The sequence below is a fragment of the Ureibacillus sp. GCM10028918 genome (genome assembly GCF_042666115.1).
Classification (GTDB): Bacteria; Bacillota; Bacilli; order Bacillales_A; family Planococcaceae; genus Ureibacillus.
In genome coordinates, this window is the sequence record NZ_JBHTFK010000002.1 from 186,385 (window position 1) to 208,438 (window position 22,054).

Annotated in this window: 19 protein-coding genes; 16 read left to right on the top strand and 3 right to left on the bottom strand. The window is 36.2% G+C overall.

Annotated features, from left to right (window positions below):
- The first annotated feature begins 608 nt into the window (after positions 1 to 608).
- Both ACFQU5_RS00860 and trhA read left to right on the top strand, forming a co-directional pair.
- Positions 609 to 1,886 carry an L-lactate MFS transporter gene (locus tag ACFQU5_RS00860; RefSeq protein WP_390283760.1) on the top strand — a complete coding sequence of 426 codons (1,278 nt, stop codon included), beginning with the start codon at positions 609 to 611 and terminating at the stop codon, positions 1,884 to 1,886.
- Positions 1,887 to 2,203: 317 nt separating this feature from the next.
- Entirely contained in the window at positions 2,204 to 2,845 is a 642-nt protein-coding gene (gene trhA, locus ACFQU5_RS00865) for a PAQR family membrane homeostasis protein TrhA (protein WP_390283762.1), read from the top strand.
- A 43-nt stretch (positions 2,846 to 2,888) separates the two neighbouring features.
- Here trhA and ACFQU5_RS00870 read toward each other — a convergent pair whose 3' ends face one another.
- From ACFQU5_RS00870 to ACFQU5_RS00880, 3 genes are all read right to left on the bottom strand, one after another.
- Complete coding sequence (locus tag ACFQU5_RS00870) at positions 2,889 to 3,374, bottom strand: hypothetical protein (protein WP_390283764.1); 486 nt, start codon at positions 3,372 to 3,374, stop codon at positions 2,889 to 2,891.
- A 124-nt stretch (positions 3,375 to 3,498) separates the two neighbouring features.
- A complete protein-coding gene (locus ACFQU5_RS00875; RefSeq protein ID WP_390284682.1) occupies positions 3,499 to 4,248 on the bottom strand; it encodes an SDR family NAD(P)-dependent oxidoreductase in 750 nt (249 codons plus the stop codon).
- A 113-nt stretch (positions 4,249 to 4,361) separates the two neighbouring features.
- Positions 4,362 to 4,874: a DUF3231 family protein gene (locus ACFQU5_RS00880; protein ID WP_390283766.1), complete on the bottom strand. Its 513-nt coding sequence runs from the start codon at positions 4,872 to 4,874 to the stop codon at positions 4,362 to 4,364.
- A gap of 109 nt (positions 4,875 to 4,983) precedes the next feature.
- On the opposite strand from ACFQU5_RS00880, the gene ACFQU5_RS00885 reads away from it, so the two are divergent.
- From ACFQU5_RS00885 to hemL, 14 genes are all read left to right on the top strand, one after another.
- On the top strand, positions 4,984 to 5,301 hold the full coding sequence (locus tag ACFQU5_RS00885) for a PadR family transcriptional regulator (protein WP_390284684.1): 318 nt from the start codon (positions 4,984 to 4,986) through the stop codon (positions 5,299 to 5,301).
- Complete coding sequence (locus ACFQU5_RS00890) at positions 5,302 to 6,354, top strand: DUF4097 family beta strand repeat-containing protein (protein WP_390283768.1); 1,053 nt, start codon at positions 5,302 to 5,304, stop codon at positions 6,352 to 6,354.
- A gap of 23 nt (positions 6,355 to 6,377) precedes the next feature.
- Positions 6,378 to 7,259, top strand: coding sequence for an NAD-dependent epimerase/dehydratase family protein (locus tag ACFQU5_RS00895; RefSeq protein ID WP_390283770.1), 882 nt, complete (start codon positions 6,378 to 6,380; stop codon positions 7,257 to 7,259).
- A gap of 426 nt (positions 7,260 to 7,685) precedes the next feature.
- On the top strand, positions 7,686 to 8,693 hold the full coding sequence (locus tag ACFQU5_RS00900) for a tetratricopeptide repeat protein (protein ID WP_390283772.1): 1,008 nt from the start codon (positions 7,686 to 7,688) through the stop codon (positions 8,691 to 8,693).
- A gap of 106 nt (positions 8,694 to 8,799) precedes the next feature.
- A complete protein-coding gene (gene tig / locus ACFQU5_RS00905; RefSeq protein ID WP_390283774.1) occupies positions 8,800 to 10,092 on the top strand; it encodes a trigger factor in 1,293 nt (430 codons plus the stop codon).
- A gap of 306 nt (positions 10,093 to 10,398) precedes the next feature.
- Positions 10,399 to 11,667: an ATP-dependent protease ATP-binding subunit ClpX gene (clpX, locus tag ACFQU5_RS00910; protein ID WP_390283776.1), complete on the top strand. Its 1,269-nt coding sequence runs from the start codon at positions 10,399 to 10,401 to the stop codon at positions 11,665 to 11,667.
- A gap of 282 nt (positions 11,668 to 11,949) precedes the next feature.
- On the top strand, positions 11,950 to 14,268 hold the full coding sequence (gene lon / locus ACFQU5_RS00915; RefSeq protein WP_390283778.1) for an endopeptidase La: 2,319 nt from the start codon (positions 11,950 to 11,952) through the stop codon (positions 14,266 to 14,268).
- A gap of 3 nt (positions 14,269 to 14,271) precedes the next feature.
- Complete coding sequence (gene yihA / locus ACFQU5_RS00920) at positions 14,272 to 14,853, top strand: ribosome biogenesis GTP-binding protein YihA/YsxC (protein ID WP_390283780.1); 582 nt, start codon at positions 14,272 to 14,274, stop codon at positions 14,851 to 14,853.
- Between the two features lie 326 nt (positions 14,854 to 15,179).
- Positions 15,180 to 16,541: a glutamyl-tRNA reductase gene (gene hemA / locus ACFQU5_RS00925; RefSeq protein WP_390283782.1), complete on the top strand. Its 1,362-nt coding sequence runs from the start codon at positions 15,180 to 15,182 to the stop codon at positions 16,539 to 16,541.
- Positions 16,542 to 16,864: 323 nt separating this feature from the next.
- A complete protein-coding gene (gene ccsA, locus ACFQU5_RS00930) occupies positions 16,865 to 17,692 on the top strand; it encodes a cytochrome c biogenesis protein CcsA (protein ID WP_390283784.1) in 828 nt (275 codons plus the stop codon).
- A 45-nt stretch (positions 17,693 to 17,737) separates the two neighbouring features.
- Positions 17,738 to 18,667, top strand: coding sequence for a hydroxymethylbilane synthase (gene hemC / locus ACFQU5_RS00935; protein ID WP_390283786.1), 930 nt, complete (start codon positions 17,738 to 17,740; stop codon positions 18,665 to 18,667).
- On the top strand, positions 18,660 to 19,427 hold the full coding sequence (locus ACFQU5_RS00940; RefSeq protein WP_390283788.1) for a uroporphyrinogen-III synthase: 768 nt from the start codon (positions 18,660 to 18,662) through the stop codon (positions 19,425 to 19,427). Before hemC ends, ACFQU5_RS00940 begins: the two co-directional genes overlap by 8 nt.
- On the top strand, positions 19,414 to 20,394 hold the full coding sequence (gene hemB, locus ACFQU5_RS00945; RefSeq protein ID WP_390283790.1) for a porphobilinogen synthase: 981 nt from the start codon (positions 19,414 to 19,416) through the stop codon (positions 20,392 to 20,394). Before ACFQU5_RS00940 ends, hemB begins: the two co-directional genes overlap by 14 nt.
- A gap of 2 nt (positions 20,395 to 20,396) precedes the next feature.
- Positions 20,397 to 21,683: a glutamate-1-semialdehyde 2,1-aminomutase gene (hemL, locus tag ACFQU5_RS00950; RefSeq protein WP_390283792.1), complete on the top strand. Its 1,287-nt coding sequence runs from the start codon at positions 20,397 to 20,399 to the stop codon at positions 21,681 to 21,683.
- Positions 21,684 to 22,054: the final 371 nt, after the last annotated feature.

Consider the following 22,054-nt stretch of genomic DNA (forward strand, 5'->3'; position numbering starts at 1 on the left):
TATATGGAAAAATACAATGTCGGCTAATCAAAATTTACAATAACCAATTTTTTAAAAAGTTCTTTCCACTTTTGATTAAGAAATTTTCTCTCTTATGAATATTTATTCTGCATAATAACGGAATAACTTTATTTGACGATATTTGAGCGAATTAAATTATACCGATATATCAAACAGCTATTATGTAATAGTTAAAATAGGAAGAAAGAATAATTTTAACAATCAACGAAATGTAGATTATGTTTCTATTTTTTATTCTACATAATGTATACAATTTACTATAAATTGCATTTAAATTCTAAATTTAATTTTAGTTAAAAACCTTGATAATCCTCAAAATATGTTACAGTAAACTGTTTTATAACAAGAAACGACATGTCATCATTCAATTATAGAGTGAAAGTAATTTTTGGTAATTTTATTAATGTAAGATAAGTGGTAAATTTGCGTTTAGCTTTATATTTTCTATGAAATGCAGAAAAAATCTCTTTTACACAAATAACTTTTTTCAAAAAACTATTGCTTTTCATATTTTGTAAATGTTATCTTGAGATAAGAGTTGTTCACAACTTTATCATATTTACAGAGAAGGGGGCTAAAAGAGAATTATGAAGAAAAATCGATGGTTAATCGCTCTTTCTGCCATAGCAATTCATTTATCTATTGGAGGAGCTTATGCTTATAGTGTTTACAAGCTCCCGATTGTAACAGAAATGGGATGGACTGAAACTAACGTTACTGTAGCCTTTACAATTATGATGGGGCTTGCTGGTTTTGCAGCCGCACTATTTGGTAGTTTAGTAGAAAAAATGGGACCTAGAAAATCAGCAATGGTTGCTGCTGTGTTATTTGGAGCTGGACAAGCAGGTGCTGGTTTAGCTATTATGATGGACTCAGTAGTTTTATATTGGTTAACTTATGGAGTTTTAAGTGGATTAGGTATGGGTATTGGATACATTGCTCCAGTATCGACATTAGTAAAGTGGTTCCCGGATCGTCGTGGATTAGCAACAGGGATGGCTGTATTAGGATTTGGTTCAGGTGCTCTAATAACTGCTCCGGTTGCCGCAAACTTAATGGAAGGTGTAGGAATTTCCACTACATACTTTATTTTGGGAGTAAGTTATTTCATCTTGATGATTTTAGGAGCTTCTTATATTGCACCTCCAGTTAAAGGATTTATGCCTGAAGGAATGAAGAAGGCAACGGAATCAGGTGAGAAGACAGTAAAACAAGATTTAGCTCAATTGTCAGCAAAAGAAGCTGTAAAAACAAGACAATTCTGGATGCTATGGTCTATGCATTTAGTGAACGTAACAGCAGGTATCATGATGATTTCTGTTGCATCACCAATGGCTCAAGAAATTGTAGGTCTATCAGTAGCCGGAGCAGCAACTATGGTTGGTGTTATGGGATTATTTAATGGTGGTGGCCGATTAATTTGGGCAGCGATTTCTGACTATATTGGTCGAACAAATATCTTTGTAATCTTCTTTACAATTCAAGTAATAACGTTTGCAGTACTTCCGTTTACTACAAACGTAATTCTATTCCAATTATTTATCTTCTTAGTAGTAAGTTGCTATGGTGGTGGATTCTCTAACCTACCTGCATATGCAAGTGATTTATTTGGTACAAAACAGCTAGGTGTCATCCATGGATATTTATTAACAACATGGTCATTAGGTGGTATTTTTGGTCCAATTATCGTTAGTACAGTGAAGAATATGTATGATAGCTATATACCAGTGTTCTATCTATTTACTGGGTTAATTGCGATTTCACTTTTAATTGCATTATTGCTGCGTGCTGATGTAAATAAAAAGAAAAAATCTCTTGAACGTAAAAAAGAGTCGGTTGGAGATCTCTCAACTACAACGTCATAATAGAAAAATTATATAAACAATAAATTGCCGAATTAAGGACATTTCGCAGATGTCCTTATTCGGTTTTTTGTTATGAAGATTGTTATATAACAAGAATCGATTCTTTCAAGACTGTAATACAATTCCTGATTTGCGTCAACTTGATAAACAGAATTATTTATAATTCATACTAAAAAGAGCATAATGTGCATTATTTATAATGTTTATATCATAAGTTGCTTCGCCCAACTTATGACAAATATCATTTGAAATTAATTACATCTAACTCTGACAAAATCCATTCATTATGTAATAATTATAAGCAAGAGGTGAAGATCATGGCACAATTAACAACTGTCCAAAATGGTTATAGTAAAAAAGAAGAACTATTGAATTCGTTAAGTCATGGACTCGGTGTTCTGCTGGCAATACCTGCTACTTTACTTTTAGTTCAAAAAGCGCTTTTGGAAGGTTCTACTATTGAATTGGTGAGTTACATCATTTTTGGACTTTCTATGTTCTGTTTATATACTGCATCAACTCTATATCACGCATGGCCGACACATAAAAGTGTTTTGAAAAAACTTGATCATAGCTCGATTTTTCTTATGATTGCCGGGACGTATACACCGGTTGCGTTAATCGCTATTGGCGGTAAATTAGGTTGGATAGTTTTTATTATTGAATGGATATTGGCATTATTTGGGATTGTCTTTAAAATGTATTTTGTACATCGTTTTAAAAGGTTATCTCTACTTGTGTATTTAGGAATGGGTTGGCTGGCCATTGTTTTTTATGAACAAATAGTAACTTATATTACAATGAATGGATTTCTCCTCCTTCTAGCAGGTGGTCTAAGCTATACTGTTGGTACATATTTCTATAAAAATAAAAAAATCCCTTACAATCATGCAATATGGCATGTGTTTGTAATGGCAGGTAGTTTGTTTATGTATCTTACTATTTACCTTTATATTTAGCAAAAACCTGTACAACCCTAGTAAAAAGGAGTGTACAGGTTTATTATTGTATTTCAAATCCATTAATCTGTGTAACATCGACTACTAGTGTATGTTTGTCTGGTGTTAAAAAGGTTGCTGAATTTTTACGTTCATTGAAATCGAGCAATTCACTGACTTCAATGGGGGAGCCGTTTACATATATTTTCTTGATATTTTTTGAGGGTACAGTTTTTCTCATGAGTTTAAGGAATTCTTCATTTTGAATGGGCTTATTCGTGAGTTCGATCATTGTGCTTTGAAGCATTTTCAAGTGACTGCCCAGAAGGTTCGTTGAGTATTTGGTATTTAACATGAGGTTATTAATTACTTGATGAAATTTGATGAGTGATTGTTCCAGTAATGCTTGTTTTTCGATAATTTGTTTTAAATCCGAATTAATTTTCTCATCAATATATGAAATGTTGTATGAATTTTGATTTATTTTACTATCTAATTGAGGGTTAAAAAACATTTTTGGTTTCGAATAATTAGTTTTGGAAGTATTCATGTTCTTTAACTCCTTTCCCGTTATAAGCTATTTGTAATATATGCAATTGAGTAAGTTGTTGCTATTCAAAAAAGAAGTTATAAAAAAATCGACTAACAAGGAGTGGTTAGTCGATTAGTCCAGCTTATTCCTCATAGATCATTTTCTTCGTCATCCCGCCATCTACTGTCAAATTGATTCCTGTGACAAAATCATTTTTTTCATCAGTTAGATAAAAGCAAGCACGTGCGATATCTTCAGGTTTTCCGACACGCCCAGAGAAATGCTGGGAATGGTCTATCTCTCTTAAACTGTCATAGTCACCGGTTTCAATCCAACCGGGGGAAATACAATTTACTCGAATCCTATCAGGTCCGAGAGAGCTAGCGAGTGCATGAGTGAGTGCAACGATGCCGCCTTTTGTGGCAGCATAGGATTCAGTATGCGGTTCCGACATAAAGGCTCGTGTCGAAGCCATTGATACTATTGCACCGCCTTTAGGGTTCAATCTCATAAACTTTGCAGCTTCTCTAGAACATAAAAAGACGCTCCGTAAGTTTGTATTTATAATATCGTCGAATATATCAATAGAAAGATCGTAAGGAGAAGTAGGTTTAAAAATACCTGCATTGTTAATGAGAATGTCAATTGTATTAAAATGCAGTACAGCATTTGTCATTAAATGGATGATATCTTGTTCTTTTCGTATATCAGTTGGAACAAAAATGGCTTTGTGGCCATCTTCTACTAACTTTGAACAAGTTGATTGTCCCAACTCTTCATGAATATCTGCCATGACAACGCAAGCGCCAAGCTTAGCGTACTGTATAGCAAGCTCTTTCCCGATTCCTTGAGAAGCGCCAGTGACGATGACGGTTTTATTTTGAAACATAATATCCCTCCTGCTTGTAAATTTTTTTATAATATTAAAATACATGAATTTTACCTGAAATGAAAAGTGGTTGGCTCGAAAGAAACGCCCGAGCCAACCACTTCATTTGTTTTAACTTATCTTTCATCCTGTGGTGCAACATGTAATGGTGGAGGTACTAACCACCCTTTGCTTTTGTTTAATCTCAATAATCTGGCACCAAGTTGTGCCTTAGCCATATGCATCTGGCCATACATCATGGCGATATCTTCACGTGTACACATACCCATTGCCGTACTGCATGCAACTAATCCTGCAGCAAGGTTTCCCGAGATTATTGCACTGATTTCAGGGTCATTGTATCTTGCACCTACAGGAATGTCTTCGAGCCTAGCATTAGGGCGTTCTGGCGGTGCTGGGGGAAGTCCGATGCCATTTACTTTTAGTATTTGTTTTAATTGCTTATTTTCTTCTTCCATTCCTGTAATTGATTCTTCAACCAACTTAGCAAGATCGCGGTCACCCGTATGATTGTATAATGTTTGATACATTGCAATCATGCCGTTATTCGTTAAGATGTTAGACCATATCGTAAAAATTTCCCCATAGTGTAGCGGCTCTTCTTTAGGATTTCTACTCATGATTCCCATATTTAGCACTCCTTACTGGTTCTTAAATTTTCCTACAAAACTAGAGTAGTCAAGTTGCTAAATAATATACAAAATTAAATAATTGTCATAAATTTTTTAAAAACAAACCATTAACGTCCAATTTAAAAAAGGTGCATTGAATTTATGTGTGCTTGCTCTAGTAGATCAACAAGATATGTATGGTTATGAACTCGTTCAAGCAATTTCTAGCCAAATCGAGATTTCTGAAGGTTCAGTATATCCACTCTTAAGAAGACTTACGTCTGAAGGATACTTTACAACATATTTAAAAGAATCAACTGAAGGTCCGCCGCGTAAATATTATCAAATCACTGCATTAGGCAAAGAAAATTTAAAGGAACTTCGCGAGGAATGGCAGAATTTTAGTAAAGGTGTAAACGAATTAATTCAGGGGGAGGAATGTTAAGTGTCAGAGGAAAAATTCTTAGAAATGCTTGAAAAGGAACTATCATTATTAAAGGAAGATGAAAGAAAAGATATTATACGTGATTTTCAAGAGTATTTCGCAAATGGTATAGCAGAGGGAAAGAAAGTTGAAGAAATTGTTGAATCGTTTGGTCCGATTCACGACCTGGCAACGGAACTTCTGGCCGCTTATTCCGATGAAGAGTTTGTTTCGCATGTGGAGATGAATCCTAGTGTTGAGACAAACTTTGATATTGTTGATGTCAAAGCAGATAAGGCGAATATTACCATTATTCCTTCCGAAAATGATTTGCCTGCTATAGATGTTAAAGACCAGGATGGGAAAACGAAAGCGACCATGGAAGTTATAAATAATACCTTAAAAATTCGTGTGAAACGTGAAGATGGAATAAAGAAATTTTTCTTTATTCATTTTACATTAAGCGGTTTAGCTTCCGTGGACGTAACAGTTCAACTGCCTCAAAAGCTATATGAACAATTGAGAGTTGTAAATGACAGTGGAAAAATTGAAATTAAATCACAGCAAGCAAAGCAAATGAGCTTCGAAACAGATAATGGGAAAATTGTGATGAAGTCACTATTGGCGAGCGTTCTAAAGGCGAAATCCGATAATGGTCGTATTGTCTTAAATAATTCAAATTTTACAGATGTGATTGCATCTACAGACAATGGGAGAATTTGTGTAACTCATTCGCGGGCTGAAAAATTTGAACTTTCAACAGATAACGGGCGTATCGAGTTAAATGAAGTTGATGGTGAAATTTGGGCAACTACCGATAACGGTCGAATTGAAGGATATATTCCACAGGTCACAAAACCGCTACAATGGAAGACAGATAATGGCAGCATTACTTTGAAAACAGATAAAATGTTGGATGATGTGACTTTATCCGCAAAGTCAGATTTTGGCCGCATCAGTGTGTATGGGGAAAAAGGAAAGAAATTTCAATTTGGGGATGGGTCAATACCTGTCCGCTTTAAAACGGATAATGGTCGTATCACAGTATCAACAGCCGCTTTGCAAGAAGCATAGGAAGAAGAGGGGGAGAAGCATTTATGAAAAAAATATTAGTATTTGGCGGTACAAGATTTTTCGGAAAGAAACTTGTGGAATTGCTAATTGAAAAAGGACATGAAGTCACAATTGCCACTCGCGGGAAAACAGAGCATTCTTTTGGGGACAAGGTAAATCATGTACTCGTAGATCGTACAAACAAAGAAGAATTAGCGTCTGCCTTTGCAAATACGGAATGGGATATTATTTACGATAATATTTGTTACTCACCTAATGATGCATTTGCTGCCTGTGAGATTTTTGAAGGCAAAACAAAGAAATATGTATTTACTTCTACTATGTCTACTTATGTAGATTTAGGAGCAGACCTTTCTGAAAGTGATTTCGATCCATGTACTTACGAGATTCGGTCCGGAAATGTTGAGGATTTTTCATACGGTGAAGGCAAACGCCTAGCAGAAGCCGTATTTTTTCGAAAAGCGAATTTCCCTGTTGTAGCAGTACGCTTTCCCATCGTTCTAGGGGAAGATGATTATACAAGAAGATTGCATTTCCATATAGAAAGTGTTGCTGAAGATAAAGTCATCAGTTTCCTGAACATGGATGCTCGTATGTCCTATATCTTGTCGGATGATGCAAGTGATTTTTTGAAATTTGCAGGTTTCTCTAATATTGCAGGGCCATATAACGCAACTTCTTCGGGAACATATTCATTGAAGGAATTGATGGGAATCATTGAGCAAAATGTTGGGAAGAAAGCAAAAATCGCCCTTGTCGGAGATGATGAAACACGTTCTCCATTTGCAGTTCCAAAAGACTGGTATATGTCTCAAGAAAAGTCAATTGCTGCAGGATTCACATGTTCGCCATTAGAATCATGGTTACCCAACCTTGTGAAAACCTTATCTGGGCAAGTGAAATAAAAAATCAATAAGTACTGTACGACGTAACACCGAAGATAGCTGCTTTTATAAAGGGTCCTGCCTTATATAAAAGCAGTTTTTGCGTTCTTTAGAAAGCTTGAAATGCGCAGTGTGGATAACTTCAGTAAAAAATCTAAGGGCTCAGCTGGGTGTTGATGTTCAAGCCTTTTCAATTAACAAGATGGGACTTAGCAAATATGCAACTATAGTCCACAAATACATTCGATTAAAAACGGGAAAATAAGGTTAATACTTGTATAAAATAAATTTGATTGTTCCTACCGAAAAGAAAATGTTAAAATAACAAGGATTGACTGGTAATATTTTCATTGGAAAATAAGAAAATACCAAGTCTCGCATAATTGAACTAAAACTTATCATTACAACTTTATTCGATAAGATGAGTTTTCACATTGACATCAGGGAGTGAGACGTTTGAAGAGGAAACAAATAAAATACACAACATTTGAGAATGTCGTTATATTTCCTGGTACAGTTGAAAAATTAATTGCTCGTGCCCATGAATACGTTGAAAACTACCAATATGATCTAGCAAATAAAAGCTTTGAAGAAGCATTAAAATATACGGAGGGTGATGAAGTAACCCTTAGTGTTTATGCTTATTCACTTTATGAAACAAAAACTTTTGAAAGAGCCAAAGAAGTTTGTGAACAACTTTTAAGTATCGGTCCAACCATGTATCTAGAAGTAATGGAGTTATACTTAACGATTTGTATGCAGCTTAAACAATACAAACAGGTAGAAAGCATAATTACTTCGTTATTAGAGGAAGGTGCTATTCCTCAGGAGCAAATAGATAAATTTGAACGTCTAAAAGATATAAACGCAAATATTGCGGACAATGCCAAAAAACAGGAAGATATTACGACGAGTGTAAATGAAATAGATGGGGAATTATTTCAACTAGAAAAATTTATGTCTCTTTCGCCTGACAAACAGTTAACTTTAATACATGAACTAACCACTATGAATATACGGCCAATCGTCCAGCAGCTAAAGACGATTATTGAAAATGAGGACACGCATCCTTTTATAAAGAGTATTGTATTAATTTTACTAGTCGAGCAACAGGTGGACATCAATATAAAGATTAGCAAGTTTAATCAGGAGAAGTATGTAAATCCTTCTGTATTGGAATTGCCGACAAAGATGCCTCAATTTAATGCCGTTTCAAAAATGATTATTGAAAAATTAGAAAAAGACCCATCTACATTAGAAATGGTCGAATACTTACTTTCAAAACATGCAATTGTTACTTATCCATTTGAATGGCTCCATTATGAAACGGAAGATATTGCCCTTAGTTATATTGATTTAGTAAGAACGATGTTTGGTAGTGTCCAAGAGATGGATGATGAGCTTGTAGAATTTTTGCAGATTCTCGAAAAGTTAACAGAACTACAAGAAGTATGAAAAAAGTTGAAACTACGAGTATCTATGTTATACTAAAATGGTTGTCAAAATCGTAGATACGAGTGGTTTGTCTAACAATTGTAAACTAATTTTGGAGGTATTATATATGTCAGCGAAATGGGAAAAGCAAGAAGGAAATATTGGTACATTAACAATCGAAGTACCAGCTGAAGAAGTAAACAAAGCGATCGATAAAGCATTTGCTAAAGTAGTAAAAGAAATTAACGTGCCTGGTTTCCGTAAAGGGAAAATGCCGCGTCCAATGTTCGAAAAACGTTTTGGTGTAGAAGCTTTATACCAAGATGCTCTAGAAATTTTAGTTCCAGATGCATACTCAAATGCAATCGATGAAACAGGTATTACTCCTGTTGATTACCCAGAAATCGACGGAACTGAAAACTTCGCTAAAGGTGAAAACTTCACTTTCATCGCAAAAGTTACTGTTAAACCTGAGCCAAAACTTGGCGACTACAAAGGTTTAGAAGTGAAAAAGAGCGACACAGTAGTAACTGATGAAGAAGTAGAAGCTCAAATCGAAGAACAATTAGCTCGTAAAGCTGAGTTGGAAATCAAAGAAGACGAAGCAATCGTAACTGGTGATACAGCTACGATCGATTTCGAAGGTTTCTTGGGTGAAGAAGCTTTCGAAGGTGGTAAAGGTGAAGACTACGCGTTAGAAATCGGCTCTGGTTCATTTATCCCAGGATTTGAAGAACAATTAGTTGGATTAAAAGCCGGCGAATCTAAAGACGTAGTCGTAACATTCCCTGAAGAATACCATGCTGAAGAGTTAGCTGGTAAAGAAGCAACTTTCAAAGTATCGATTAAAGAAGTTAAAACAAAAGTTCTTCCAGAATTAAACGATGAATTTGCGAAAGAAATCGACCCTGAAGTTGAATCTCTTGAAGCATTACGTGCGAAAATTAAAGACCAAACTGCTGAACAAAAGAAATCAGACGCTGAAAGTGCATTACGTGACGAATTAGTAGAAAAAGCTGCTGAAAATGCTGAAGTTGAAATTCCTGAAAGCATGACTCATAACGAAATTCACCGTATGATTGAAGAATTCGGCCAACGTTTACAAATGCAAGGTATGACTCTAGATCTTTACTACCAATTCTCTGGTCAAGATGAGCATGCTTTACACGAACAAATGCGTCCGGAAGCTGAAAGTCGTGTTCGAGTTTCATTAGTATTAGAAGCGATTGCGAAAGCTGAAAACATTGAAGTAAATGAAGATGACGTTAAAGCTGAACTAGAAAAAATGTCTGGCCAATTCGGTATGAAAGCTGATCAGATCTTAGCTGCTTTAGGTGGGACTACAGAAATTTTAGAGAACGATATCCGTACTCAAAAAACTGTAGAATTCTTAGTAGAGAATGCAAAAATTACTGAATAATCCTTGCTTTTCCAGTGCAATGTAATTGCTTGAAGAAAAGTTAAATGTTAGTTTAATATTAGATGATGAACAAGGTACGGCATATTACCGTACCTTGTTTTCAAACATAAAAAATTCAGATAGTTAATAATTTTTGCATTAACGCAATGGTTCTTAGTGGAGTTAATGATTTAATTCTGACATACTGGATAATACATAGACAAAAAATGCTTATAATATATTTAATTATGAGCTGACACAAAACATCTTATTTGATAATGATTAGAGAATCTTGTAAGATTGTTGCTTGAATAGGGGTGAAGCACATTGTTCAAATTTAATGATGAAAAAGGCAATTTAAAGTGCTCGTTCTGTGGTAAACCACAAGAACAAGTACGAAAACTAGTAGCTGGACCAGGCGTATACATTTGTGACGAATGTATCGAGCTGTGTTCTGAAATCGTTGTAGAGGAACTAGGGGTTGAAGAAGAAATTGATTTCCAGGAAATCCCTAAGCCGAAAGAAATCCTATCGATTTTAGACGAATATGTAATTGGACAAGAGCGCGCCAAAAAAGCATTAGCTGTTGCAGTATACAATCACTATAAACGTATTAATTCGAACAGTAAGATTGATGAAGTAGAATTGTCAAAATCGAACATCGTTTTAATCGGACCAACAGGTAGTGGGAAAACACTCCTTGCTCAAACGCTGGCTCGAATTTTAAATGTGCCATTTGCGATTGCAGATGCGACTTCACTAACAGAAGCGGGTTATGTTGGGGAGGATGTTGAAAATATCCTTCTAAAATTAATACAAGCAGCTGATTATGATATTGAACGTGCTGAAAAAGGAATCATTTATATAGATGAAATCGACAAAGTAGCTCGTAAATCTGAAAATCCTTCCATCACACGTGATGTATCAGGTGAGGGTGTTCAACAAGCATTGCTTAAAATTCTTGAAGGTACTGTAGCAAGTGTTCCTCCACAAGGCGGAAGAAAACATCCGCATCAAGAATTTTTACAAATAGATACAACCAATATCTTATTCATCGTAGGTGGAGCGTTTGATGGGATTGAACAAATTATTAAACGCCGCCAAGGACGAAAAGTAATTGGGTTTGGTTCAGATCCGAAGAAAATGGAAGAGGATAAAGCATCCCTTCTTTCACAGCTAGTTCCAGAGGATTTACTGAAATTTGGTTTGATTCCGGAGTTTATTGGACGTTTACCTGTTTTAGCATCTTTAGAACAATTAGATGAAGACGCACTTGTTCAAATCTTAACTGAGCCTAAAAATGCTCTAGTTAAGCAATACCAAAAAATGCTTGAGCTAGATAAAGTTGAGTTGGAATTTAATGAAGAAGCGTTACAAGCGATTGCAAAAGAGGCAATCGAGCGCAAAACAGGTGCGCGTGGATTACGTTCAATAATTGAATCGACAATGTTGGAAATGATGTTCGAACTTCCTTCTCGTGAAGATATAGTTAAATGTATTGTGACGAAGGAAACAATTACAGACAAAGCAACACCAAAGTTAATTCTTGCAGATGGCACAGAGTTAAAAAAGAACGATAAAAAAACTTCAGCTTAATTAGCTTGAGTTCAGCATATCAAAGATAATGAGCTGACTTCGAACTAGCGTAATAAACGCTTGTCGCAAGTCAGCTCTTTCTTCCAAAAATAAACTTTATACATATGGAGTCTAATTTGAGCATTTATTTACATAATAAGTAGTAGGTAGGATAGAATGAATAAATGAGATGAAAAGCTCATTGCAAAAATTACTATGATTATGTAAGTGAAAAGTTAGGTTTTTAAGACATACTAACAAAGCGGGTTGTTTCGGAAAACGTGGATGGAGGTGAATACCCGCATGAGTAAAACAATTGAAAATATACCACTTTTACCATTACGTGGATTACTAGTTTACCCTACAATGGTTTTACATATCGATGTTGGGAGAGCTCGTTCGGTAGCAGCTTTAGAGCATGCTATGTTAAATGATAACCAGATTTTTTTAGCAACACAAAGGGATTTGCGTGTTGAACAACCAAAAGAGGAAGAGCTTTATACTATTGGAACTTTGGTAAATGTAAAACAAATGCTGAAGCTTCCAAACGGCACTCTACGCATATTAGTAGAAGGTATTAGTCGTGCAAAGATGAGTAATTATCAAGAACAGAAAGATTTTACGACAGTCGATGTAGAAGTACATGAAGATGAAAAAGAAAAAGATGCTGAAATAGAGGCATTAATGCGAACACTAGTGACCTATTTTGAAAAGTACGCAAAATCTTCAAATAAAATTACGAATGAGACAATCGATTCTATTTTAGATATTGAAGAACCAGGCCGCTTATCAGATATCGTGGCTTCTCATTTACCGTTCAAAGTTGCAGAAAAACAAGAAGTCCTTGGAATCTTTAATGTAAAGAAACGTTTAGATCATTTAATTATCAGACTGCACGATGAACAAGAAGTATTAAACCTTGAGAAAAAGATCAACTCCAAAGTAAAACAGGCGATGGAACGTACGCAGAAAGAATATTATTTGCGTGAACAAATGAAAGCAATTCAAGCTGAGCTTGGTGACCGAGAAGGTAAAACAGGTGAAGTAGCAGATCTGCGTAAACGTGTTGAAAATGCTGGTATGCCTGAATCGACTCAAAAGGTTGCTATAAAAGAATTGGATCGCTATGAAAAGTTGCCTGCAGCAAGTGCAGAAAGTGGCGTTATTCGAAATTATATCGAATGGCTAGTAACCATTCCGTGGAAAGAAAGTACAGAAGATCGCCTAGACATTGTGCGTGCTGAAGAAATTTTGGATCGTGATCATGATGGCTTAGAAAAAGTAAAAGAGCGCATTTTAGAATACTTATCTGTTCGTCAGCTAATGAACTCTGTTCGTGGTCCGATTCTTTGTTTGGCAGGACCTCCAGGGGTAGGTAAAACTTCGTTAGCCCGTTCGGTAGCAGAGAGCTTAAATCGTAATTTTGTTCGTGCTTCACTAGGCGGGGTGCGAGATGAGTCAGAAATTCGAGGCCATCGTCGAACATATGTGGGAGCGATGCCAGGTCGAATAATTCAAGGGATGAAAAAAGCAGGTACAGTTAATCCTGTCTTTTTACTAGATGAAATTGACAAAATGTCAAACGACTTCCGTGGTGATCCTTCGGCAGCAATGTTGGAAGTATTAGATCCTGAACAAAACAGTACTTTTAGTGATCATTACATCGAAGAATCGTATGATTTATCACAAGTTATGTTCATCGCTACTGCAAATGATTTAAGTACGATACCTGGTCCTTTACTTGACCGTATGGAAGTTATTTCGATTGCAGGGTATACGGAAATTGAAAAAGCAATGATTACGAAAAATCATTTAATTCCAAAGCAAATTAGTGAGAATGGGTTAAAGAAATCACAACTTACTATAAAAGACGAAGCAATTATTGATTTAATTCGCTACTACACGCGAGAAGCAGGAGTTCGTAATCTTCAAAGACAGATTGCCGCTTTATGTCGCAAGGCTGCTAAAATTATCGTTTCTGGTGAGAAAAAGCGTGTAACGGTAAATTCAAAAGTATTAGAAGAAATGCTTGGAAAACACCGATACCATTATGGTCAAGCGGAAGAGGAAAACCAAGTTGGAGTTGCAACAGGTCTAGCCTATACGACTGTCGGTGGAGATACTCTTCAAATAGAAGTGTCATTAACCCCAGGCAAGGGTAAACTGATTTTAACAGGTAAACTTGGTGATGTAATGAAAGAGTCAGCTCAAACAGCACTATCTTATGTCCGGTCTCTTTCCGAAAAATTACAAATTAATACTGATTATTTTGATCAAAATGACATTCATATTCATGTTCCTGAAGGTGCGGTGCCAAAAGATGGTCCTTCTGCAGGGATTACGATGGCAACTGCATTAGTTTCAGCAATTTCCAATAAACCAATTAAACGTGAAGTTGGCATGACGGGTGAAATTACTTTGCGTGGTCGCGTACTTCCTATTGGTGGCTTAAAAGAAAAATCACTAGGTGCGCATCGTGCGGGATTAACAACAATCATTATTCCTAAGGATAATGAAAAAGATATTGATGATATTCCAGAGAGTATTCGTGAACAACTTACGTTTAAACCTGTATCATCTGCAGAAGAAGTGCTGAAAATTGCACTTGTTGGAGGTTTTTAAACAATGAAAGTCCATAATGTAGAAATGGTCATCAGTGCTGTAAAGCCAGAGCAGTATCCAGAAGATGGACTTCCTGAATTTGCACTAGCTGGTCGATCAAATGTTGGTAAATCTTCTTTTATCAATAAAATGATTGGAAGAAAAGCATTAGCTCGTATTTCGTCAAAACCAGGAAAAACTCAAACCTTGAACTTCTACAAGATTGAAGAGCAATTATTCTTTGTAGATGTACCGGGTTATGGTTATGCAAAAGTTTCAAAAACTGAGCGTGAAGCCTGGGGTAAAATGATTGAACGATATATAACAGCGCGTAGTGTATTGCGTGCTGTTGTATTAATCATTGATTTGCGTCATCCCCCGACGAACGATGACATAATGATGTATGATTTCTTAAAATATTACAACATCCCTGCGATTATTATTGCTACAAAAGCAGATAAAATTAAAAAGGGAAAATGGGATCAGCATAAAAAGGTAGTTAGAGAAGCATTGGAAATGGACAAAAATGATCCATTAATCGTTTTCTCTTCTGAAACTGGGCTTGGCTTTGAACAAGCTTGGCAAGAAATAGAAAAACGAATGTAATGCCTACATACTTTAATGCACTAGTGATGCGTCGCTAGTGCATTTTGTCTAATTTGGTATAAAACGAAAACGCCATCTAACGGTAGAAACGCGATTGGTCTTACAACGATCCAGGAATTTCATTACGCTGACAAAATATTTGTAATATTACTATTTAAGTCATCTTTATTGAAACAGAATGTAATGTTTGTTACACTTACTTTAGAATGATTCTAATTTAAAAAATGATAAATAATTTCATATCCTGTTCACAAAAAGAGTTTGGATAACGCTTTCTTTATGTTAGAATAGATTTTATGAAATAGATCGTGTGAGGTGTAAAGTTCATGCATACACTAGTAGTAGGCTTGAATTATAAAACTGCGCCAGTCGAAATTCGTGAAAAATTGTCGTTTATTGAGAATGAACTACCGAATGCGATGGCTGCATTAAGAAAAGAAAAAAGCATATTAGAAGACGTAATTGTTTCAACATGTAACCGAACTGAAATATATGCGGTTGTTGATCAGCTGCATACAGGACGTTATTATATTAAACAATTTTTAGCGAAGTGGTTTGATATTTCGGTCACTGAATTTGACGAGCATCTTTACATCCGGGAAGATGACGATTCATTGCACCATCTTTTCCGAGTAACTTCCGGTATTGATTCCATGGTGTTAGGTGAAACACAAATTCTCGGCCAAGTGAAGAAAAGCTTTTTAGAGGCACAAGAAGTAGGGACAACTGGTACTATTTATAATCAGTTATTTAAACAAGCTGTTACATTCGCTAAACGTGCCCATAATGAAACAACAATCAATGAAAATGCAGTATCGGTTTCATATGCAGCAGTGGAACTTGCCAAAAAGATTTTTGGAACATTAAAAAATAAGCATGTAGCGATATTAGGTGCTGGTAAAATGGGCGAACTAGCCATTCAAAATCTTTATGGCAATGGTGTAGGTAAAGTTACGGTTGTCAATCGAACATTTGAAAAAGCAGAAAAGCTTGCATCTAAATTTAATGGCGATGCAAAATCAATGCAAGAATTGCAATGTATCTTGTTGGAAGCTGATATCTTAATTAGTTCAACTGGTGCTACTGATTATGTAATAGATTTTGAATTGATGCAATATGTTGAACGTTTACGCAAGGGTAAGCCTTTATTTATGGTAGATATTGCGGTGCCACGTGATATCGATCCGCGTATTAGCGATTTACCAAATGTTTTCTTATATGATATTGATGACTTGCAAGGAATTGTTGAGGCGAATCTAGCAGAGCGTGAACAAGCTGCTAAAGAAATCACGGATATGATTGGACAAGAGGTTATTCAATTCAAAGACTGGTTTGCTACTCTTGGTGTTGTTCCAGTAATTTCTGCATTGCGTAAAAAGGCAAACCGTATTCAACAAGAAACGATGACTAGTATTGAGAACAAAATGCCTAATTTAACTGAGCGTGAAATCAAAATTTTAAATAAACATACGAAATCCATCATTAACCAACTATTGAAGGATCCTATATTGCAAGCGAAGGAATTGGCAAATTCATCTAAAGCAAATCAGCAGCTTCAACTTTTCCAACAAATTTTTGGGATAGAAGAAGATGTCATTGAAGAAGTCAACGCACAGCAACAAAAAGAAAAAGCGGTTATTGAAAGTTCACAGAACAGCAGCGTTCTTGATGGGAAATTGTCTTTCTAACCTTATTCAACCTTGACGGTAAGATTTGTTCTACAATAAAAGTTTTTTGTACAAGTCTTCCGTAGATGAATAAATATCATAAGACTACTGTCTATTTAGTCAAGGTAAATAATGATGATGAACTTGAGGCGTTTTCGTATCTGTATGTTAAAATAAGATACGAGGACGCCTGTTTTTACTAAATTTGCATGATTTCAACAAGATTTTCCAACTTAAGCTTGGATAATAAAGCGCTAAATGGAATTTTTACATAATATTACACAAAAACTGTAAATATGGTATTAGCTTCACAAAAGTTGTGAAAGATGAAGAAGGGTAGCGAAATGACAGAATTAGCAATGGCTAGGCTTTATGAAATAATGGTTGTCCTATATGCAACCGGTATCGTTTTTTATTTCATTGATTTTTTCTATAAACGTATAAAAATTCGTCGGTTTGGATTTTGGTTAATCTGTATAGTGTGGGTATTGCAAACGATTTTCTTCTTACTGTATATTGTCGAAACAAAACGATTTCCAATTCTTTCGTTAACAGAGGGGATTTATTTTTATGCATGGTTACTTGTGACACTTTCTATTCTTTTGCATTGTATTGCACGTGTAGATTTACCAGTGTTTTTTATTAATGTATTAGGATTTGTATTTATCACAATTCATTTATTTGCTCCTAGTCAAGTAGAAAATCCGCTAGTGAAATCACTTGAATCAGAAATGGTGTTTATTCATATTTCCTTTGCCATACTTGCGTATGCAGCATTTTCTCTTTCATTTGTTTTCTCAGTCTTATATTTAATACTCTATAGATTATTAAAACAGAAAAAATATACAAAATTATGGTCAAGACTGCCAGATTTACATCAAACAAGCAGGTGGATGCTTTATTCCATTTTAGTCGGTGTACCAATTATTTTTATTAGTTTACTTTTGGGACTTGAGTGGGCATTTTTAAAACTCGATGCACTTTCCATTTTTGATATTAAAATTTTAGGCTCCTTTGTTATTACAATCATCTATTTGTTAATTTTGGTGTTGCATCATAGTGGGAAATTAACGGGGTTAAATTTTGCATGGGCACAAATTTATACTTTTCTGCTAGTTGTCATCAATTTCTTTTTAGGAAGTAAATTGTCCAGCTTCCACTTTTGGTATTAACTTTATTCTCTTTAAGGGTTTTTATAGAAGAAAGGTAGGCTCATCATGAGAAAAATTATAGTAGGTTCAAGAAGAAGTAAGTTAGCGTTGACACAAACAAATTGGTTCATTAACGAATTAAAAAATGCAGGAGTTCCTTTTGAATTTGAGGTTAAAGAAATCGTCACAAAAGGAGATCGTATTTTAGACGTTCAATTATCCAAAGTTGGTGGTAAAGGCTTATTTGTTAAAGAAATTGAGCAAGCACTATTTGATAAAGAAATTGATTTTGCAGTACATTCAATGAAAGATATGCCAGCCGTTTTGCCAGAAGGGTTAGTAATCGGTTGTATCCCTCCTCGTGAAGACGCAAGAGATGCATTTATTTCTAATGGGCATGTGAAATTCGCTGACCTTCCAAATGGTGCAGTCGTTGGGACAAGCTCATTACGCCGAGGCGCACAACTGCTTCAAGCAAGACCGGACTTAGAAGTTAAATGGATTCGTGGAAACGTAGAAACGCGATTGGCTAAACTAGAAAGCGAAGGCTTCGATGCAATTATTTTAGCAGCAGCTGGACTTAAACGTCTCGGTTGGAGTGACGAAGTTGTAACAGAATACTTGGATACAGATATTTGTTTGCCAGCTGTAGCACAAGGAACATTAGGTATTGAGTGCCGCGAAGATGACAAAGAACTTTTATCTGAATTAGCTAAGTTAACAGACGAAAAGACTTGGAACGAAGCGCATACAGAAAGAGCGTTTTTAGCTGCCATGGATGGCGGATGCCAAGTACCTATCGCAGGGTATGCAACGACAAAAGGAGATACAATCACTTTCACTGGCTTAGTAGCAGCACCTGATTCATCTGTTATTTTTAAAGAAACATTATCAGGATCAAATCCTGAAGAACTAGGTAAAGAAGCAGCGAAAATTTTAACAGAGCAAGGGGCCTATGATCTAATTCAAAAAGTAAAGGCTGAGCTCGATGCTTAAACCACTTAGTGGAAAAACAGTCGTTGTCACTGGTTCTTCTAAAACAACGGCTGTCCTTTTTGAAATCAAGGCACTAGGTGGAGAAGCGGTATATTATCCACTTATTGAAACGACTGAAAATATTCAATCAGATGATCAGTTGCAATTAGAGCAAGCGCGAAATTTTGATTGGTTGATATTTACGAGTCAAAATGCTGTAGGAGCTTTTTGTGAGAAAATTAAGCGCCATCAGTTGAAACCTTCCGAGTTTGGTGGGAAAATTGCTGCAGTAGGTTCTAAAACAGCAGAACTACTGAAGGAAAATCATTTCGAGATTAGTTTTACTCCCACGGTTTATAGTGCGGATGTGTTTGTAAAAGAGTTTCCACAAGCAGCAGGTGACCATCCAAAATGTCTGTTTTTAAGAGGAAGTAAGGCAAAAGAAACTTTGAAAAATGGGTTGCCTTTTGAATTAACTGAATGGACGGTCTATGATACGCACGAAAATGTATCTACTATTGACCCGTTCATCCACCTTATACAATCAGGAAAACAACCTATCATAATTTTCGCTAGTCCATCTGCCGTGGATGTATTTGCATATAATATTGCACCTATCGTGGGATGGCAAAACGCAAAATATGCATGTATAGGCCATATTACGGCGGCTAGAATTGAGTATTATGGAGCTCGAGTTACATATAAACCAACTAATTATACGATGCTAGCGCTCATAGAAGAAATACGAAAGAGAGAGGAAATTAGACATGACAGAACTTAATTTCAGAAGACATCGTCGTCTTCGTTCATCACAAGCAATGCGCTCAATGGTTAAAGAAACTTATTTACACAAAGAAGATTTAATCTATCCGATTTTTGTAATGGAAGGCGAAAACATTAAGAATGCAGTAAATTCGATGCCAGGTGTTTTCCAGTTTTCTTTAGATACTTTAAATGCGGAAGTAGATGAAGTAGTTGAGTTAGGGATTCCGGCCGTCATCCTTTTCGGTTTGCCGGCTGAAAAAGATGCAGAGGGGACAGGCGCTTTCCATGATCATGGTATTGTTCAGAAAGCAACTCGCCAAATCAAAGAGCGTTATCCTGAATTAATCGTGATTGCAGATACATGTCTATGTGAATTCACAGACCATGGCCACTGTGGAGTGGTAGAGGGAGAGAAAATTTTAAACGATGCTTCTCTAGATTTATTAGGCCGTACTGCTGTTTCTCAAGCAAAAGCTGGTGCAGATATTATTGCCCCTTCCAATATGATGGACGGTTTCGTTGCAGCCATTCGTGTTGCTTTAGATGAAGCTGGATTTGAAGATGTTCCGATTATGTCCTACGCTGTAAAATACGCTTCAGCATACTACGGTCCATTCCGTGAAGCGGCTGATGGTGCTCCAAAATTTGGTGATCGCAAAACGTATCAAATGGACCCAGCCAATCGTTTAGAAGCATTCCGTGAGGCAGAATCTGATATTGAAGAAGGTGCAGATTTCTTAATTGTCAAACCTGCTCTATCTTACTTAGACATCATCCGTGATATTCGAAATAACTATACTTTGCCAATCGTTGCATATAACGTATCAGGTGAATATGCAATGATTAAAGCAGCTGCACAAAATGGCTGGATTGAAGAAAAACCAGTTGTTATGGAAACTTTACTAGGCATGAAGCGTGCTGGAGCAGACATGATTTTGACTTATCATGCAAAAGACGTTGCTCGCTGGTTGGAGGGGAAATAATTATGACATACGAAAAATCAGTTCAAGCTTTCTCTGAAGCTGTTCATTTAATGCCAGGTGGGGTAAATAGTCCAGTTCGTGCATTCAAATCCGTTAATGCTGACCCAATCTTTATGGAGTCTGGTAAGGGTGCCATTATTAAAGATATCGATGGCAATGAATATATCGACTATGTATTAAGCTGGGGACCACTTATTTTAGGTCATTCACATCCGGAAGTCGTAGCAGCGATTCAAGAACAGGTTGCAAAAGGTGCGTCATTTGGTGCGCCAACTCTATTAGAAAGTAAGTTAGCTCAAATTGTAATTGACCGAGTCCCTTCAGTTGAAATGGTTCGTTTTGTTTCATCTGGAACAGAGGCTACAATGGCAGCATTACGTCTTGCACGCGGGTTTACGGGAAGAGACATCATTTTGAAATTTGAAGGTTCTTACCATGGTCATGGCGATTCTTTATTAATCAAAGCGGGTTCAGGTGTAGCTACTCTCGGCTTGCCGGATAGCCCGGGTGTACCGGCGGATATCGCAAAAAATACACTAACAGTTGCCTATAATGATTTAGAGGCAGTTCAGGTGGTATTTGAAAAATATGGTCAACAAATTGCTGGTATCATTGTTGAACCGGTTGCAGGGAACATGGGAGTTGTGCCTCCTAAACCTGGTTTCTTGGAAGGATTGCGTAAAGTAACTGAAGAAAACGGGGCACTTCTTATTTTTGATGAAGTAATGACAGGTTTCCGTGTAGATTACAATTGTGCACAAGGCTACTTTGGTGTTAACCCAGATTTAACATGCCTAGGCAAAGTAGTAGGTGGAGGTCTGCCAGTAGGTGCATTCGCTGGTAAACGTGAGATTATGGAACATATTGCTCCGGCTGGTTCAGTATACCAAGCGGGTACACTATCAGGTAACCCATTAGCTATGACAGCGGGTATCGAAACATTATCTCGTTTAACTCCTGAGTCTTATGAGCATTTCAAAAAGCTGGGAGACCAATTAGAGGCTGGTATTCGCGAAGCGGCAACGAAATATAATATTCCGCACACAGTTAACCGTGCTGGATCCATGATTGGTTTATTCTTAACAAATGAAGAAGTTGTAGATTTTGAATCTGCTAAAACGTCGGATTTAGAGATGTTTGCTGAATACTTTAAATTAATGGCTGAAGAAGGAGTGTATTTACCGCCTTCCCAATTTGAAGGATTATTCATCTCAACCGCTCATACCGAAGAGCACATTGCCAAAACAGTTCAAGCATTCCATAATGTATTTGCTAAGTTAGCGAAGTAAATAAATCTTGCAGTAGGGGCATCTTTTTATTGATAAAAAGGTGCTCTTTTTTTGTTTATTAAATTATCAACATAGATTTCCCTAAATAATCCTATTAATGAAAGACATTTTTGAGCAGAAACAAAGGAAAATGTCCTTCATGCTGCTGATGAAAGACATATTTCAGCGGAATCAACGTGAAAAATCCCTTCATATTGTTTATGAAAGACATTTTTGAACGGAATCTATAGGAAAAAGTCCTTCATCCTGAAAATGAAAGACATAATTCAGCAGAAACAAGAGAAATGTCCTCCATGTTACAAAGTATGATGATTTCTGCAGCTAGCGTGATTATAGCACTACCAAAAAGATTCTGAATAAGTACCTTATTT

Bases quoted from the DNA above. Each gene is read 5' to 3' on its own strand.
- ACFQU5_RS00860 (WP_390283760.1), top strand. From the start codon at position 609: ATGAAGAAAAATCGATGGTTAATCGCTCTTTCTGCCATAGCAATTCAT.
- trhA (WP_390283762.1), top strand. From the start codon at position 2,204: ATGGCACAATTAACAACTGTCCAAAATGGTTATAGTAAAAAAGAAGAA.
- ACFQU5_RS00870 (WP_390283764.1), bottom strand. From the start codon at position 3,374: ATGAATACTTCCAAAACTAATTATTCGAAACCAAAAATGTTTTTTAAC.
- ACFQU5_RS00880 (WP_390283766.1), bottom strand. From the start codon at position 4,874: ATGGGAATCATGAGTAGAAATCCTAAAGAAGAGCCGCTACACTATGGG.
- ACFQU5_RS00895 (WP_390283770.1), top strand. From the start codon at position 6,378: ATGAAAAAAATATTAGTATTTGGCGGTACAAGATTTTTCGGAAAGAAA.
- tig (WP_390283774.1), top strand. From the start codon at position 8,800: ATGTCAGCGAAATGGGAAAAGCAAGAAGGAAATATTGGTACATTAACA.
- lon (WP_390283778.1), top strand. From the start codon at position 11,950: ATGAGTAAAACAATTGAAAATATACCACTTTTACCATTACGTGGATTA.
- yihA (WP_390283780.1), top strand. From the start codon at position 14,272: ATGAAAGTCCATAATGTAGAAATGGTCATCAGTGCTGTAAAGCCAGAG.
- hemA (WP_390283782.1), top strand. From the start codon at position 15,180: ATGCATACACTAGTAGTAGGCTTGAATTATAAAACTGCGCCAGTCGAA.
- ccsA (WP_390283784.1), top strand. From the start codon at position 16,865: ATGACAGAATTAGCAATGGCTAGGCTTTATGAAATAATGGTTGTCCTA.
- hemC (WP_390283786.1), top strand. From the start codon at position 17,738: ATGAGAAAAATTATAGTAGGTTCAAGAAGAAGTAAGTTAGCGTTGACA.
- ACFQU5_RS00940 (WP_390283788.1), top strand. From the start codon at position 18,660: ATGCTTAAACCACTTAGTGGAAAAACAGTCGTTGTCACTGGTTCTTCT.
- hemB (WP_390283790.1), top strand. From the start codon at position 19,414: ATGACAGAACTTAATTTCAGAAGACATCGTCGTCTTCGTTCATCACAA.
- hemL (WP_390283792.1), top strand. From the start codon at position 20,397: ATGACATACGAAAAATCAGTTCAAGCTTTCTCTGAAGCTGTTCATTTA.